Genomic DNA, 14,335 nt, shown 5'->3' on the forward strand with positions numbered 1-14,335 from the left:
GAGCCGGTGACCGAGGGGCTCCAATGGACATTTCGGGCTATCGCAGCCGCATGCGGGACATCACTCACCGGAACGTGCACTTACCCATGAAAGCCCGCGGAATCCCACGGGCTTTCATGGTTTCTCGGACAGCCGGGCTGCGCGCGGCCCGCGACTGACGGGTCAGGCGCGGTCGGCGCGGTCCGTGCCGTCGTCGTAGTCGATCTGTTCCTTGCGGACCTGCTCGGTGACCGTCTCGTCCTCGGTCACCGTTTCCGTTCCCAGGCGGACACGCTCGACCGGAACGGTCTCCTTGGCGACGACGGGCCGCTCCTCCGTGAGGACGACCTCGTGCTCCTCCTCGCTGATGGCCGGCCCGTCCATGGCATCCGCGACGTTGGCGTCGGTGATGGGTTCGCGCTCCAGTCGCACCTCCTCATGGCTCACCGGGACGGTGACGGTCTTCTCCTCCGTGACGACGTACTTCCGCAGCCGTGCGCGACCGGTCTGAACCTTCTCGGTACCGACGCGGAGGCGCTCCTCGGAGCGGGTCATCGCATCGTCGGTGGTCGGACCGGACGTGTCATACCCGGTGCTCGTATCCGCCGCGCCGTCACTGGCGTCCCGGGCGGTACCGGTGCCTTCGTCGACGCTGGCGTTGCGGGAGCCGTTGCCGTAGTAGACGTACAGTTCATCTTCCTGCGCATGCTCCAGCGCCCCGTCCGCGTCGATGCGCGGTGCGTTCTTGACGAACTCCTTCGCGTAGCCCACCCGGAGGTTCTCGCCGTCCTGGTTGGCGTCATCGATGGGCACGAAGGACTCCGAGGTGCCGAAGAAACCGGTGCGCACCGCTGCCCAGGTGGGCGCCCCGGTGTCGGTGTCGAGGTAGATCTGCTGGAGCGTGCCGATCTTCTCCCCGTCGGAGTCGATCACCGCTGCTCCCATGAGACCGCCGATGTTTTCTGTGCTGATCATGACTGTTCCTATCGTTCGTTTGTTCGTACGTGTTGAGACCGGCGCGGGGCCCGCGACCGGAAGCCGTGTCACCGGGTTGTGGTGACCGGCACGGCGGTGGTGTCGGAGTCACGCTTGACGACGCTCCGCACGCCGAGCATCCCGCCGAGGGCCGCGATCACCGCGCCGAGCAGCAGCCCGGCGAAGCCCCACCACGAGGCGGCCTGAGCAGTCTCGGCGGCATCCTCCGCCGTCTGCTGCGCGTCCTGCAGCGCCTCATCGGTCTGCTCCTGCGCTTCTTCTTCGTCGACGTTGCTCTGCACGTCCTCGACGACCTGGGTGACGTCGGTCCCGGACAGTGCCTGGGTGGCGGAGCTGACAACGCCGCCGAGGAGGCTGGCGCTGAGCCACACAGTCAGGGCGAGACCGACAACCAGCGAGGTCGCCCAGGTCAAGAATCCGTGCAGCAGCCCGCTGCGCAAGGCCAGCGCGCCAGCGACGAAGCCGGCCGCGGCAAGAGCGATCACTAGGGCGATGACACTCCAGATGGTCGCCCCGATGCCTGAACCACCCAGGCCGATGCCGGCGGTGACGAGGGAGAGCAGGATGGTGACGGCCAGGAAGGTCACCACCCCGGCGATGACGGACCCCCACGAGATGTTCGCGGTGCGGCCACCCCTTTCGGTGCCGATCAGCGACTCCTTCGCGGCGTCGTCGTTGTGGTCTGCGATGACAGGTCGGGCTGCGGCGCTGTCGGTGCGATTGTTTGCCATTGTTTCGATCCCTTTGGGTTGGGGCGTCGGAGCCGCAGGAGTCGAAACGTGCGGACCGGCTACCAGCCGGCTTACACCGTAAGCAGACTAGCGTGACAGTACAGCGCCCGAAACGACTTGGCGAGGGGGGTTGCGCGTGATGGGAGGGAATGTGCTATGAGCGTCCGGGTGACGAAGAAGCCGACGGGTGCGCAGTCCGGTCGTCTGAGCCGTGGCCTGATCATCGAGACCGCGCTCGCGCAGATCGACCGGCGTGGCGCGCAGGGGTTGTCGATGCGCTCCTTGGGGCAGGAGCTCGGTGTAGAGGCGATGTCGCTGTACCGGCACGTACACGGGCGAGAGGATCTGCTGGAGGGGGTGGTGGCTCTACTGATGGAGAACCTGACCTCGGATCTTGACGATGAGCTCGCCGAGCACTGGCAGGGGTTCCTGCAAACCGTCGCCCACCACGTCCGCCAGATCGCGATTGATCATCCGCTCGCGTTTCCGCTGGTTGCCACCCGGCACCCGGCGGCACCGTGGCTGCGCCCCCCGCTACGCAGCGTCGAAGTGGTCAACACGTTTCTCGGCACTCTCATCGGGCACGGTTTCACCGATCAGCAGGCCGTGGATGCCTACCGGTCCTTCAGCAGCTTCCTGCTCGGCCACCTGCTCCTGGAATCCGCCGTGCGCGGCGCGGAAACCGGCCCGGTCGAAGAACCCCTCGACGAGGGCGACGCCACCATCCCCGAAGGCGACGGGCACGTCAGTTTGGAGGCTGCACCCGAAGTGAAACGCCTCCGAACACTGCTCAGCGAGGACCGCCGCGACGAAGAATTCGAAGTGTCACTGGAGGCACTGCTGGACCGGTTGAACCGCGAGCTCACCCAATAACGGCCCCACACCTGCTTCAGCACGACCCGCCGAGCGTCGGCAGACCACCTCCCGCGCCGTCCAGACGAGGTCTGTCGGGACGGCGCCGGAGGCGAGCGGACGGTGCTCGGTAGCCGCTCACTCCCCGGCGGTTGCCGGGGCGGTCGCGCGGTGGCCGGGGATGACCATCGTCTTGATGGCGACCGGGTCGGTCTTGGACTGCATGAGGGCCTTCTCGACGTCCTCCAGACCGAATCTCCCTGTCACGAGCGAGGCGACCTCGATGGTGCCGCTGGCGACGAGCTGGATCGCGGTGGGCCACGTGTTGACGTAGCGGAACGTCCCGGTGAGCGTGATCTCTCGGTGCTGGATCATGGCGATCGGCACCTCCAGGGTGTTCCCGCCCATTCCCACGAGCACCGCGGTGCCGCCCCGGACGATGGTCGGAAACGCCGACTGCACCGCGCGCGCGTTCCCGGACGCGTCGATGTAGACGTCGAAGTACTCGCTGTACTGGCCGAGGTCGGCTTCTGCCGGATCCAGCACGACGTCCGCGCCGTGGCTGAGGGCAAAGTCGCGGCGATGGGGGATCGGGTCGCTGATCACGACCTCTGCGGCTCCGAACGACTTCACCACCTGCGCGACGATGACCCCGATCGGGCCGGCGCCGGTGACGAGCACCTTGGAGCCCCGGGTGACGCCGCCGCGACGAGCGGCGTGCACGGCCACCGACACCGGCTCGACGAGGGCGGCCTCCTCATCCGTCATGGAATCGGGGATGGCGTGGGCGAAGTCATCGTCGACGATCACGTACTCGGCGAACGATCCGTCGATCGGCCACGCACCGTAGAAGCGGATGTCGCGGCACAGGTGGTAGCGGCCGGTCTTGCAGAACTCGCAGCGGCGGCACGGGGTCTGAGGCTCGACGGCTACACGGGTGCCTACCCGTGCGGGGTCGACGCCGTCGCCCACGGCGACGATCTCGCCGGCGGTCTCGTGCCCGAGCACGACAGGGCTGCGGACGATGAGATCGCCGATCGCGCCCGTCTCGTAGAAGTGCGTATCGGAGCCGCACGAACCCACGGCGGTCACGCGCACGAGCACTTCGCCCGGGCCGGCGGCGGGCACGGGCACCTCCTGCAGCTCGATCGTGCCGGGCGTGAGCAGGACGCTGGCCTGCATGGTGGCGGGGAGGGACATGGATGGGGTCCTTTCGGAGTGTCGGTTCTCAGCCCTTGACGGTGCCGGCGGTCAGGCCGCCGACGATCCATCGGAGGGCGAAGAGGGCGAAGAGGATGCCGGGAACCATCGAGACGACGGTCGCGGCGGCCATGGGGCCCCAGTCGATCGACTGGAAGGAGATGTACTGCTGGATGCCGGTCGTGATCACCTGCGTGTTCCGGCCGCTGAGCACGAGCGGCAGCGTGTAGCTGTTCCACGCCCAGATGAACGACAGCATGAGGGCCGCGCCCAGACCCGGGGCGATGAGCCGGAACAGGACATGCCGGAACGCCGTCCAGCGCGTGCCGCCATCCACCGCAACGGCTTCCTCCAGCTCGGTCGGGAGGTCTTCGATGAAGGAGCGCAGCATCCACACCAGCATCGGCAGGGTGACCAGCTGGTACGCGAGGATCAGCCCGAGGTAGTTGTCGGTCAGGCCGACGTTCTGGAACACGAGGTACAGCGGCAGGATGATCAGCAGCTCAGGGGCGAATCGCAGCGACAGAATGCCGAAGGCGATGTTCTCTTTGCCCCGGAAGGAGAACCGCGCCAGCGCGTAGGCCGTCGGCAGCCCGATCACGAGGGTCAGCAGAAGCGATCCGACCGTCACGATCAGCGAGTTCAGGAACGGTGTCATGAACTCCGGCCCCGTGAAGACGTCCGCATAGTTGGCGAGCGTGGGCGTGAACACGAACTTCGGCGGGTAGGCCACGATGTCCTGCGGAAGCTTCAGCGACATCAGGAAGATCCACACGATGGGCGCCAGTGCGAACACCGTCCAGATGCTCAGCAGAGCGATGACGACGGTGTGCTTGGCGATATTCTTCCGGCGCCGCCTGGCCCGTGCGGCCAGATGCTGACGCGGATCGACGGTTCGCGCCGAGGTAGGGCGCTGGGTGTCTGCAGAGCCGCCGGTGGCGACCTGTCCTTCGAGATCGACGGTCATTTCACGGCCTCCGCGCGACGTGCCTTCAGCAGGAAGTAGGACATGAGGTAACACAGCACCCACAGCACGATGAGGGCCGCCATGGCCATCCCGAAGTTGAGGTTGCGGATGCCGTCGAGGTATCCGAGCACGTGCAGATTCGTGGTCGCGTCGACGGGTCCACCGGCGGTCGTGGTGTAGATGATGTCGAACATCTTCAGCGAGTCGATGCCGCGGAAGGCGATGATCACGATCAGCACGGGCATCAGCATCGGCAGCGTCACGGAGACGAAGTTGCGGATGGGGCCGGCGCCGTCCATGGCGGAGGCCTCCCGCAGCTCGACGGGCACGCTCTTCAGGCCCGCCTGGGCGAGCAGGATGACGAACGGGGTGAAGATCCACACATCGATGAGGATCACCGACCACAGTGCGCTGTCCGGACCGTTCAGCCACAGCAGCTTCTGCTGCCCGAGGGACTCCAGGATCCAGTTGACGACGCCGTTCTCGGTGAGCATCACCTTCCACATCAGGGCCGCGATGACGGGCGGCAGCAGGAGCGGAAGCACGATCAGGAGGCGGAACACACTGCCGTACCTGCCGCTGTTCAGCAGCATCGCCAGCGCGATCCCGAGCACACACTCGATCACGACGACGACCAGCGCATACGTGAGCGTGACGCCGATCGCGCGCAGGCCTTCGCCGCTGGTGAACAGGTCGATGTAGTTCTCGATGCCGTTGAACTCGGGGCCGCCCCGGTTCAGGCGGTAGGAGTTGAACGACCACCAGGCGCCGGTGAGGAAGGGATACAGGATCGCCACCAGGATCGCCAGCGCCGGGAGGACCAGGAGGTAGGGGAGATAGTGCTTGTGTCTCATTGACTGCATCGTCCAGGTCGGGGGTGGGGGCGGTGCGCGCGCGGAAGCACCGCCCCCACGGGCGTCACTTGATGGCGTCGTCGATCTTCGCCGCGGCGTCGTCGAGCGCCTCCTGCACGGGCTTCTGACCCAGGACGGCGGACTGGATGGCGGTGGCCCAGATGTCGCCGACCTCCGTCCAGGTGGCCGACGGGGCGTACTGCCACGAGGCGTAGTCGGAGAGGATCGTCTTCCACACCTCGTTGTAGTCGCCCCATTCCGCCGTGGCTGCGGCCATCTCTTCGCTCTCGGCGACGGAGATGCGCGTGGGGTTCATGTTCCCCTCGGCGATCGCCGCGGTGAGCTGCTCCTTCGACGTCGCCCACTGGATGAACTGCCACGCGGCGCCCTTGTGCTCGGATGCGGCGTTCATGCCGAGAGACCACAGCCACAGGCTCGACGCCCGGCCCTCCGGACCCTCCGGAGGCAGCGCGTACCCGACCTTGCCGGCGATCGCGCTGCCCTCCTTCTCGAAGTCGGGTGCCATGTGGTCGGCGTCGATGTAGAAGGCCGCGTTGCCCGCGATGAAGTCCTGCTGCGCCTCGTACCAGGTGTACGTGCTCGCTGCGGCCGGCGCAGTCTGCATCAGCTCGACCCACTTCTCGACCGCCGTGACCCCGGCCTCGTCGTTGACCGTGGCCTTGCCGTCGGTGATGTCGCGAGCGCCGTAGGCCCCGGCGAAGGTGGAGAACGGGTTCAGCGTCGGATAGGTCTTGTCGCCACGGCTGACGAAGCCCGAGATGGTCTTGCCCTCGAACTCGATGCCGTCCAGCTGCTCCGCGGCGGCGATGAGCTCATCGATGGTCTCGGGCACGGCGACGCCGTTGGCCTCGAGGATGTCGGCACGGTAGAACAGCGCATAGCCCTCTTCGTTCGCGGGGATCGCCCACAGGCCGCCCTCACCCGCTCCGCCGAAGTCCGTGGTGTCCCACCGTTCCGCCTCGATCAGCGCCGGGAAGAAGTCGTCGAAGTCGTAATCGGGAGCGGTCTGCTTGTCGTCGTCGACCCACGGCTGGAGGTCTTCGATCCATCCGGCGGCGGCGTACTGATAGTTCATCGGCTGCGACGTCATGAAGACGTCGTATGAGCCCGACTGGGACTGCAGCTCGGTCAGGAGCTTGACCATGTAGTCGTTCTCGCTGAGCGTCTCGATGTTGACCGTGACGCCGGTCTGCTCCTCGAACTGCGCGACGTTGCTCTGGATGGCGCCGGCCAGCGGGTGCTGGCTGAGCAGGATGTTCAGCTCCTCGCCCTCGTAGTTCTTCCAGTCGAACGATTCGACATCGGCGGCCGACTGCGGTCCGGTCTCGCCCGCCGAGCACCCGGCCGCAGTGATGGCGACCGCCGTGGCGATCGCGGCGGCCGCGAATGCCCGAGCCTTTCCGGGGCGGATGACTCTGTTCATGTCGTACTCCCTTGCACTCATGGGGCAGGTCCGCCTCGGTTGCGCGACGACTGCCGGACAAAAGAGTAGAGACATTGCTCCGCCGTGCGGGTAGGTTGCTCAGGTGAGCACCACGGATATCGCCGACGCGACCCTGCGGGTGTACGTCGCGCTGCAGCACCTGCAACTGGGACGCCCGACGACGGAGATCGCGGACGAGCTCGGGCTCTCGCGGTTCGCGATCGGGCGCATGGTGAAGCGCGCCAGGGACGAAGGACTCGTGGAGGTGGTCTCGCGGCTTCCCGAGCCGGTCGATCCTGAGCTGTCCGCGACACTGGCACGCCGGTACGGGCTGCGCTCGGCTCTCGTCGTGGTCTCGCACATCGACACCGACGATGTGGTCCGCGGGATCGTGGCGGGCGTGGCGGCAGGGCTGGTGACCGGCATGATCGGCGATGACGACGTGGTGGGCCTCGGACCCGGGCGCACGATCGTGGAGATGTGCGCGCGGATCGTCGACGTCCACACGTGCGACGTCGTGCAGCTCACCGGCGTGGCGACGGATCAGCCCGAGACCTATCTGGACGCCATCCTGCGGTTGCGCACCGTCGCGAAGGGACGCATGTTCCCCCTGCACGCGCCGTTCCTCACCACCGACCGTCGCTCCGCCCGCGTGATCACCGGGCAGGCGCCGGTCACCCAGGCGCTGCAGCGCATGGACCATCTCGACATGGCCGTCCTGACGGTCGGCGGATGGCCGTCCAGCTCACTGCTGGCCACTCAGCTCGCGCAGAGCGGTGAGCTGGAGGGTCTGCTGGAGGCAGGGGTGGTGGCCGAGATCGGCACGACGCTGCTCGATGAGCACGGGCGGGTGGTCCGCTCGCTGGAGGGGCGGCTCATCGGTGTGACCACCGACCAGCTCGCGCGCGTCCCCACCCGTGTGGCGATCGGGGGCGGACCGGGAAAGCGGCAGGCGGTCGTCGCCGCACTGAAGTCGGGACTCATCGACGCCATCGTCACCGATCAGGTGACCGCACGGCGCGCGATGGACATGTGAGCCGAGCCCGCCGGGATGCGTCGGCGCCGAGCGTCCCGAACTCCTCACATCCGTGCGTGGATCCGGCGGGAATCGGCCAACCCGCCCCTGCCGGCCGCGCTTTTGAGGAGTTCGGGCGCCCGCCACGGCCGACCCTAATGTCGGGGGAGACCCTCCGGCGGCGGAGACCCGCGCCGGTGCACCCCGAAAGGACCGCCATGCCCGAATCCATCGCCGTCGCCGGCATGCCCATCGACCTCGTCCCCTCGGACGCATCCGCGTGGTCGGTGGATCCCGCCGGCGATCGCGTGCACGGCACCGCGGCGCCGCGAAGCGACTTCTTCGTCGACCCGGCCGGAACCGGCGCGCCGGCCCACAACGCCGTGACGCTGCTCGGGCCGGCCCCCGACGGCGACTTCCAGTTCAGTGCGCGGGTCACGGTCGACTTCGCCGACATGTACGACGCGGGCGTGCTGATGCTGTGGTGCGATGACGCGAACTGGGCCAAGCTCTGCTTCGAGTACTCCCCCGACGGCCAGGCGATGATCGTGTCGGTGATCAATCGTGACGTCTCCGACGACGCCAACGCCTTCGTCGTCGACGGTGGCGTGGCGTGGCTGCGGGTGTCCCGCGTCGGACGTGCGTTCGCGTACCACGCCTCCCTCGACGGGCAGCGGTGGCAACTCGTGCGGCATTTCGCGCTCGCCCCGACCGCCGCATCCGTGCGCGTGGGGTTCGAGGCGCAGGCGCCGGTGGGCGAGGGATGTGCCGTGACCTTCTCCGACATCCGCTTCACCGCGACGTCTCTCACCGCGCTGCGCGACGGCTCCTGACCGCGTCACGGATCGAGGGGCCAGGAGGCCGCTTGTCCACCCCTTGACCACCCCGTGCACGCCTGCGAAAGTGCGCAAGAGGCAGGTGACGCCGGCGACGGGATCCCTGCCCGACGACTCCGCGGCACGGGCGCCGCGGGTGAAAGGGGCGACCGTGGCTTCCAGATCCTCGACAGCGACGCGCGCATTGGCCTTCGGCGGAGCGGTCACCCTCGCGGCGGCGCTGCTGGCCGGATGCTCCGCCGACGGGCGCGAGACGATCCGCTTCACGTTCAGCAAACGCGAGGCGCTCGACGTCATGGGCGAGCTGGTCTCGGAGTACAACGCGTCGCAGGACCGGGTACGGGTGGAGATGGACACCTCCGGCATCGACGTGGTCTCCGCCAGCTTCGTGCGCGGCAATCCGCCCGACTTCATGCTCGCGAACTACAACTACGAAGTCGCCCGTTTCGTGGACCGGTGCGCGCTGTCGGATCTGTCCGAAACGGATGCGGCGGCCACGATCCGCGACGACCTCGACGTGCTCATGGCCCAGTACGGCACGTGCGAGGGCCGTACGAGCGCGCTGCCTTACTCGGTGATGGCGGCATCCGTGATCTACAACACGCAGATCTTCGAAGAGAACGGCATCGAGGTGCCGCAGACGTGGGACGACCTCATCGCGGCATGCGAGGCGCTCACCGCCGCCGGGGTCACACCGTTCTACGCCACGTTCAAGGACGACTGGACCGTCGCGCAGGGATGGTACGACTACACGATCGGCGGGTCGCTGGACCTGGTGGAGTTCTTCGACACGCTCGCCGACCAGGGCGCCGACGTGGGGAGCGGATCGACGGTGTCGTTCGAGGAGGGCTTCGCCGAACCGCTCGCCCAGATGGCCGAGCTCGCGACGTATGCCAATGACGACGCCGAGAGCCGCGCGTACAACGACGGGAATCTCGCGTTCGGCAAGGGTGAGGCCGCGATGTACCTGCAGGGGCCGTGGGCGCTCGCCGAGATCGCGAAGACCGCCCCCGACCTCGAACTCGGCACGTTCCCGCTGCCGATGACGAACGACCCCGCCGACCTGAAGGTGCGCGTGAACACCGACCTCGCCGCCATGATCCCGGAGGAATCCCGTCACAAGGAAGCCGCACGCGACTTCCTGGAGTTCCTCTACCAGCCCGAGAACATCCAGTCGTACAACGAGTCGCAACTGGGCTTCACCCCTACCGAGGACGCGCCGCCCCCGAGCGATCCGCGCGTGGAGGGGATGGCCGCCTACTACGACGAGGGGCGCTTCTATCAAGGTCCGTCCGTGCTGGTCCCCAAGACGATCCCCGTCTTCGCCTACGCGCAGTCCCTCGCGCTGGGTGCCGACCCGGCAGGCACCCTCCGCACGATGGACTCGGACTGGGCGCGCCTCGCCTTCCGCTCGCCGATCCCCTCGAGCGAGACCGACGCCCAGGCAGAGGAGGCCTCGCGATGACCGCCACCGAGACGATCGTGAGCGGCGGCACGCGGGCGGCCAAACGCCCCAAGGGCCGCGTCGAGCCGATCTACTACGTCTTCCTGCTGCCGACCCTCGTCCTGTTCACCCTCGCGATCACGGTGCCCGGCATCGTGGGGATCTTCTTCAGCTTCACCGACTCGATCGGGCTGGGCGACTGGAACTTCATCGGTTTCACGAACTACATCGCCCTCTTCAGCGACCCGGCGATCCTGCAGAGCTATCTATTCACCTTCGGGTTCTCGATCGCGACCGTGATCGTCGTGAACGTCATCGCGTTCCTGCTCGCGGTGGGTCTGACCTCCCGCATCCGATTCAAGACCGGCCTGCGCACGATCTTCGTGATCCCCATGGTGATCTCGGGCATCATCATCGCCTACGTCTTCAACTTCCTCTTCTCCAACTCGGTGCCCGCAGTCGGGGAGGCGACCGGCCTCACGTGGCTGCAGTCCAGCCTCCTGGCCAACCCCGACCTGGCCTGGGTGGCGATCGTGATCGTGACGGCCTGGCAGGCCATCCCTGGGACGCTCCTCATTTACATCGCGGGGCTGCTCTCGGTTCCCGGCGAGGTGTACGAGGCCGCCGACATCGACGGGGCCGGCAAGATGCAGCAGATGCTGCGGATCACGATCCCCCTCGTCGCCGGCTACGTCGTGATCAACGTCATCCTGAGCTTCAAGAACTTCCTCAACGCCTACGACGTCATCGTGGGTCTGACCAACGGCGGGCCGGGAACGGCGACCCGCAGCGTCGCGATGAGCATCATCTTCGGCTTCAACACCGGTGACTACTCCTACCAGATGGCCAACGCCACGATCTTCTTCATCGTGGCCGTGATCATCTCGCTCCTCCAACTCTCGCTCACGCGCGGAAGGAAGGTCTTCTGATGACCACGCAACCCGCCCTCGCCGCCGAGACCGCAGAAGGCGAGCTCATCGCAGAGCGCGGATCCGCCCCCGCTCCCACCCGCTCCCGCGGGCGCACCGGCCAGGAGCGCACCAGCTGGTCGTGGACGATCATCCTGATCCTGTGCACGGTCACCGTGCTGCTGCCCCTGTACGTCACGATCTCGATGTCGTTGAAGACGTCGGCGCAGGCGGTGGATGGCAATGCCTTCTCGTTTCCCGCACCGTTCAGCTTCGACGGATTCGTCGAGGCGTGGAACCTGACGAAGTTCCCCGTCGGCGCCGCCGTCTCACTGTTCGTCACGGCCGGCACCGTCGTCCTGACGATCGTCCTGGCGGCATTCGCGTCCTACGCGATCGTGCGCAACTGGGACCGCCGGCTCTTCCGGTACTCGTTCTACTACCTGCTGGCGGCGATGTTCATCCCCTTTCCCGTCGTGGCGCTCCCGCAGATCCAGCTGACCGGCCGTGTCGGGCTCGACAACCCGGTGGGCGTCGTGATCCTCGCCACGATGTTCCAGCTCAGCTTCAGCGTGCTGCTGTTCACGGCGTTCCTCCGCTCCATCCCGATCGAGCTCGAGGAGAGCGCGCGGATCGACGGCGCATCGACGTGGCAGACCTTCTGGCAGCTGATCTTCCCGCTGCTCGCGCCGATGAGCGCGACCGTCGGCATCTTCGCGTTCCTGTACGCGTGGAACGACTTCATGATGCCCTCGCTCATCATCTCGGACCCGGCGATGCAGACCCTGCCGGTGCGCCAGAACCTCTTCCAGAACCAGTTCAGCAACAACTACAACGTCGCCTTCGCGTCGTACCTGATGGCGATGGCGCCGGCGATCATCGCGTACCTGTTCACGCAGCGGTGGGTCATGGAGGGCGTCACGCAGGGCGCCGTGAAGGGGTGAACGGAGCATCCGCGCGACCCGTCGTCACCCGCCGGGCCCGCACGCGTGCGGACGCGAGCCTGGCGTACGACGTCCGGGGCCGCGGCGTCCCGCTCCTCGCCCTCCACGGCGCGTACTCGGCACGCGGGGAGGTGCGCGGATTCCTCGAGCCGATGCTCGAGGAGCTTCCTGTGCGACGAATCTACGTCGACCTGCCCGGGCACGGCGACTCCCGCCCGTCGGAGGGGGTGGACGGCGCGGAGGGCGTGTTCGACCTCGTCGACCGGCTGCTGCAGGAGGAGGGGATCGGGGGCCGGTTCCTCCTCCTGGGCCACTCGGTCGGCGGGCTCGTCGCCCGCGCGATGGCGGCGAGGTACTCCGACCGCGTCGCGGGTCTGGCGCTCCTGTGCCCGTACCTGGACGGACCCCAGCGCCCGGCGCAGGCGTCCGTCGTGCGCGACGACGGCGTGTCCGGCGACCTCGACCCCGACCAGCGCGACGCCTACGAGGGGTACTTCGTCGTGCGCACGGCCGAGACCCTCGCCCGGTTCCGCGCGGCGGTGGCCCCGGCATCCGGCGCGGTGGATGACGCGGTCTTCGAGCGGGCGCTGGACGCCCTCGACGCCGACGCCGGCGTGATCGAGGCTCCCGTGCTCGTCGCGTGCGGCCGCCAGGACGGATGGGTGGGATGGGAGCGGCAGCAGGAGCTGGGCACGGTCTACCCCCGGGCGACGGTGGTCACCGTCGCCGATGCGGGCCACGCCCTGCCGCACGAGCGCCCCGCCCTCGTGGCCGCCCTCCTCGCCGACTGGCTCGCCCAGGTCGGCGTCTGACCGGCCCCGCGACGCCGAAAGTGCACCTTCCGGGCGAGAGTGCATCGGATCCGGTGCACTCTCGCCGAGGTGATGCACTCTCGCCGAGCCGCCGGGGGTGGCTGGCGGATCGTTCGCCGGCGAGACGCTCCGCGGGCACTCAGGTAGGCACGACCTACACTGGAGGCATCCTCCTTTCCCTTCTCCAGGACGTGTCGTGACCGCTTCACCATCCGTCCGCGCCTTCGAGGTGCGGCACCTGCAGCTCGCCCGCGCGCTCTTCGCCGCGCTGGCGGCCCTGATGGTCACGTTCTCGCCCGACCACTCCGCCGCGCTCGGGCTGTCGGTCTTCAGCGGCTTCGCGATCGCGACCGGGCTGGTCTTCGCCCTGTCGGCGTGGCTCGTGTATCCCGCCGGCGGCCGCGCTCCCGTCCTGGTGCTGGCGGCCCTCAACCTCGCCGCCGGCATGGTGGTCGGCGTCGCGCCGTGGCGGACGACCACGATGCTGTTCATCGTCTTCATCGCGTGGGGTGCGCTCACCGGCCTCGTGGAGATCCTCGTGGGCGTGCGCGAACGCCGCGGGCAGGCCAAGCGGGGCGCGCCTCGCGACACGCTGAACGTCGGCATCCTCAGCGCCGCCTTCGCCGTCGGCGTCGCGGTCGTGCCCGCCGGATACGCCCTGGAGTACTACATCGAGGAGGCCGGCCAGTCGTTCACCCTGACCGGCACGATCATCGCGGTGGGGATCTTCGGCGTCTACGCCGCGATTCTCGCGGTGTACCTCGGCATCGCCGGATTCTCGCCGCGACGCGACGCGGCGGCGGCCCCCACATCTGCTGAGGAGGTCGGCGCATGACCGACAAACCCACCCGCCGCGATCTGATGCGCCCGCTGCACCTGCTGGGGCTGGCGTTCCTGACGGCGGCGTTCGCCGGCATCGTGACGATGGTCACGATGGGGTTCTTCCAGGACGGCCCCGCCGGCCAGGCCCAGCGCGCCCTGGTCTTCGGCGCCATCGCCGCGGGCATCGCCTTCATCGCGGTGCTGGTGATCGTCGCGCTGCTGCTCCTCGCCGTCGACCCCGCGCAGGTGGCCAAGCCGGTCGACCGCCCCGTGCTGCTGCCAGGCGAGGACGCCGCATCCGACGATCCCGAGGGCCGCGACGGCCGCACCCCTCCCGCGACCTGATCAGCACGCCGCTTCCGCACCCTGAATCCTCGCGATTGCGCCGGGCTCCCCGCGGCGTCGATGAGCATGCGATCGGAGCGCGGAGCACCCGCGCTCCGCGCTACGCCGTGTCGCGCAATCGTCACAATGAGTATAAAGAGTCCTACTAGACGTATATAAATATGTTCGTTAGTGTGATCGCGTCCG

15 protein-coding genes are annotated in these 14,335 nt (G+C 67.9%); 9 read left to right on the top strand and 6 right to left on the bottom strand.

Annotation, left to right across the window (positions count from 1 at the left end; translation table 11 throughout):
- Positions 1–162 precede the first annotated feature (162 nt).
- Both E4V99_RS06590 and E4V99_RS06595 read right to left on the bottom strand, forming a co-directional pair.
- The gene (locus E4V99_RS06590; RefSeq protein WP_135070549.1) at positions 163–954 is read right to left on the bottom strand and encodes a PRC and DUF2382 domain-containing protein; all 792 of its coding nucleotides are present in this window, start codon (positions 952–954) and stop codon (positions 163–165) included.
- A gap of 68 nt (positions 955–1,022) precedes the next feature.
- Entirely contained in the window at positions 1,023–1,706 is a 684-nt protein-coding gene (locus tag E4V99_RS06595; protein WP_205805837.1) for a hypothetical protein, read from the bottom strand.
- Positions 1,707–1,874: 168 nt separating this feature from the next.
- Here E4V99_RS06595 and E4V99_RS06600 point away from each other — a divergent pair, with 168 nt between their 5' ends.
- Positions 1,875–2,579, top strand: coding sequence for a TetR/AcrR family transcriptional regulator C-terminal domain-containing protein (locus tag E4V99_RS06600; RefSeq protein WP_245233129.1), 705 nt, complete (start codon positions 1,875–1,877; stop codon positions 2,577–2,579).
- A 117-nt stretch (positions 2,580–2,696) separates the two neighbouring features.
- Here E4V99_RS06600 and E4V99_RS06605 read toward each other — a convergent pair whose 3' ends face one another.
- From E4V99_RS06605 to E4V99_RS06620, 4 genes are all read right to left on the bottom strand, one after another.
- A complete protein-coding gene (locus E4V99_RS06605) occupies positions 2,697–3,758 on the bottom strand; it encodes an NAD(P)-dependent alcohol dehydrogenase (protein ID WP_135116733.1) in 1,062 nt (353 codons plus the stop codon).
- 28 nt (positions 3,759–3,786) lie between these two features.
- Positions 3,787–4,725 carry a carbohydrate ABC transporter permease gene (locus E4V99_RS06610; protein WP_135116734.1) on the bottom strand — a complete coding sequence of 313 codons (939 nt, stop codon included), beginning with the start codon at positions 4,723–4,725 and terminating at the stop codon, positions 3,787–3,789.
- Positions 4,722–5,579, bottom strand: a complete 858-nt coding sequence (locus E4V99_RS06615; RefSeq protein WP_167758089.1) for a sugar ABC transporter permease — start codon at positions 5,577–5,579, stop codon at positions 4,722–4,724. Before E4V99_RS06615 ends, E4V99_RS06610 begins: the two co-directional genes overlap by 4 nt.
- 64 nt (positions 5,580–5,643) lie before the next feature.
- Positions 5,644–7,023: a sugar ABC transporter substrate-binding protein gene (locus E4V99_RS06620; protein ID WP_167758090.1), complete on the bottom strand. Its 1,380-nt coding sequence runs from the start codon at positions 7,021–7,023 to the stop codon at positions 5,644–5,646.
- A 103-nt stretch (positions 7,024–7,126) separates the two neighbouring features.
- On the opposite strand from E4V99_RS06620, the gene E4V99_RS06625 reads away from it, so the two are divergent.
- The 8 genes from E4V99_RS06625 (at position 7,127) to E4V99_RS06660 (ending at position 14,149) form a co-directional block, all read left to right on the top strand.
- Positions 7,127–8,059: a sugar-binding domain-containing protein gene (locus E4V99_RS06625; protein WP_135116737.1), complete on the top strand. Its 933-nt coding sequence runs from the start codon at positions 7,127–7,129 to the stop codon at positions 8,057–8,059.
- Between the two features lie 197 nt (positions 8,060–8,256).
- Entirely contained in the window at positions 8,257–8,871 is a 615-nt protein-coding gene (locus E4V99_RS06630; RefSeq protein ID WP_135116738.1) for a DUF1349 domain-containing protein, read from the top strand.
- Positions 8,872–9,025: 154 nt separating this feature from the next.
- On the top strand, positions 9,026–10,339 hold the full coding sequence (locus E4V99_RS06635; protein ID WP_135116739.1) for an extracellular solute-binding protein: 1,314 nt from the start codon (positions 9,026–9,028) through the stop codon (positions 10,337–10,339).
- Positions 10,336–11,247, top strand: a complete 912-nt coding sequence (locus E4V99_RS06640) for a sugar ABC transporter permease (RefSeq protein ID WP_135116740.1) — start codon at positions 10,336–10,338, stop codon at positions 11,245–11,247. Before E4V99_RS06635 ends, E4V99_RS06640 begins: the two co-directional genes overlap by 4 nt.
- Complete coding sequence (locus E4V99_RS06645) at positions 11,247–12,170, top strand: carbohydrate ABC transporter permease (RefSeq protein WP_245233130.1); 924 nt, start codon at positions 11,247–11,249, stop codon at positions 12,168–12,170. Before E4V99_RS06640 ends, E4V99_RS06645 begins: the two co-directional genes overlap by 1 nt.
- The gene (locus E4V99_RS06650) at positions 12,167–12,982 is read left to right on the top strand and encodes an alpha/beta hydrolase (protein WP_167758091.1); all 816 of its coding nucleotides are present in this window, start codon (positions 12,167–12,169) and stop codon (positions 12,980–12,982) included. Before E4V99_RS06645 ends, E4V99_RS06650 begins: the two co-directional genes overlap by 4 nt.
- 196 nt (positions 12,983–13,178) lie before the next feature.
- Positions 13,179–13,817, top strand: a complete 639-nt coding sequence (locus E4V99_RS06655; RefSeq protein ID WP_135116742.1) for an acyl-CoA synthetase — start codon at positions 13,179–13,181, stop codon at positions 13,815–13,817.
- Positions 13,814–14,149, top strand: a complete 336-nt coding sequence (locus E4V99_RS06660) for an amino acid transporter (RefSeq protein ID WP_135116743.1) — start codon at positions 13,814–13,816, stop codon at positions 14,147–14,149. The genes E4V99_RS06655 and E4V99_RS06660 overlap by 4 nt, the downstream gene beginning before the upstream one ends.
- The last annotated feature ends 186 nt before the right edge of the window (positions 14,150–14,335 follow it).

Source organism: Microbacterium sp. dk485 (assembly GCF_004570445.1).
GTDB lineage: Bacteria > Actinomycetota > Actinomycetes > Actinomycetales > Microbacteriaceae > Microbacterium > Microbacterium wangchenii.